Here is a 1,486-nt window from a genome sequence, read left to right on the forward strand (position 1 = left end):
CTCGGGTGCCGGGCCGGATGCGGGCCCGGGGGCGGAGCCCGGGGTGGCTCCGGGGCCCGGCACGGGGCCTCGGCCGGAGCCGGAGTCGGAGCCCGGTGCGGGGCCCGGGTCGGAGCCTGCGGCGGGGACGGAGCGGGCGGGTGGCCCTGGGCCGGGGTCGGTGCCGGAGGCCGATCCGGCGGCGACGCCAGGGCCGGGCGGTGGGGTGCCCGCGGCGCCGGAGCCGGCGCTGACGCGCCCGCCCGGCCGGCGCAACGGCCGCCCCCGGCCGGTCTTCCGGCTGCCGCTGCTGGACGACGTATATCCGTTCCTGTCCGAGGACGAGGAGGACGACGAGGACCAGGAGAAGGACGGCGACCGGAAGGACGGCGACGGGACGGCCGACGCCCCGAAGGACCGCGACGACCGGTCCGCGGACCCCGACGGCGCCGGGCCCGCCCCGAACCCGGTGGCGGCGCCCGTGCGTAGCCCGGAGGGACCGGACGTCACCACCCAGGAGGCACGATGACCCAGCAGCCGTACGCCCCGGACCGGGTGCCGGTGCCCGTGCCCGCGCCCGTGCGCGAGGCCGCCCGGCGCACGCCGGGACAGTGGGTCGGCCTGGTCGACCCCGCCTGGACCGGCGAGGGGCCCCCGCCGGACTGGGCGCTGATCGGCCGGTGGCGTTCCGACGAGCACGGTGAGGTCGTCGCGTACCGGCCGAACCCGGAGCACCGCCCCTCCCCCGCCGACCACGGCTGGCCGCCGCCGACGGACCCGGTGGACGCGGCGATCCAGCGGGCGGCGACCGGCTACGGCCCGCAGGGGGCCGTGCACCGGGCGCTGGCCGTCGCCCCGCTGTACGTCCCGGTGGACGAGGCCGGGCGACCCGTGGTGAGCGACGCCGCCGTCGAAGGGGCGCGCACCGTCTACGTGTTCACCACTCCCCGGCGGGCCGCGCTGGCGGCGGTCTCGGCCGCGCACGTGGCCCTGGACGCCGCCCGGCTCCTGGCGGCCGTACCGGCCGACCACCGGATCCTCGTCAACGCGGGCGGCGCCCTGGCCATGGCCGTCCCCGCCGAGGCCCTCCAGGCGGCGACAGCGGCGACGGCGACGGCGACGGCGACCGAACGCCGGGCAGGGGCAGCCACGTAGCACTCCGTGCAGGACGCGCAGCACACCCGCAGGACATGACAGGACCGAATCGTTTGGGGGCCGGGATGAGCTCGAACGTGCACAGCCGTACGGGGAAGGGGGTCGAACTCCCGCTCGTGAGCTGGGCGGAGGAGCCGGCGGAGACCGACGCCTCCGGAGCCGCCGCGCCGCCGGCGAGCGGGAGCGCCGCCGGCGCCCGGGGCGCCGCGCCGCAGCTGCCCGCGGCCACCGGGACCGCGCCCGGGGCGGCGCCGGCGGGCGAGGACGGCCGGGGCGCGGCCCCCGACCTGCCCGCGGCACCGCCGGACACGCCGGCCGAGGGGGCCACGGGCCCGACGCCCGGGGCCGGCCG

2 protein-coding genes and 1 pseudogene are annotated in these 1,486 nt (G+C 80.6%); all 3 read left to right on the forward strand.

The genetic code is table 11. From position 1 onward, the window contains the following. Window positions 1-205 precede the first annotated feature (205 nt). A complete protein-coding gene (locus tag EF918_RS35630; RefSeq protein WP_125652968.1) occupies window positions 206-508 on the forward strand; it encodes a hypothetical protein in 303 nt (100 codons plus the stop codon). After that, on the forward strand, window positions 505-1,134 hold the full coding sequence (locus EF918_RS35635; RefSeq protein WP_125652969.1) for a type VII secretion system-associated protein: 630 nt from the start codon (window positions 505-507) through the stop codon (window positions 1,132-1,134). Before EF918_RS35630 ends, EF918_RS35635 begins: the two co-directional genes overlap by 4 nt. Before the next feature lie 65 nt (window positions 1,135-1,199). Further along, window positions 1,200-1,486 (forward strand): annotated as a pseudogene (locus EF918_RS35640) (hypothetical protein); the annotation flags it as partial.

Origin of the sequence: Streptomyces sp. WAC06614 (assembly GCF_003949795.1) — a bacterium.
Taxonomy (GTDB): domain Bacteria; phylum Actinomycetota; class Actinomycetes; order Streptomycetales; family Streptomycetaceae; genus Streptomyces.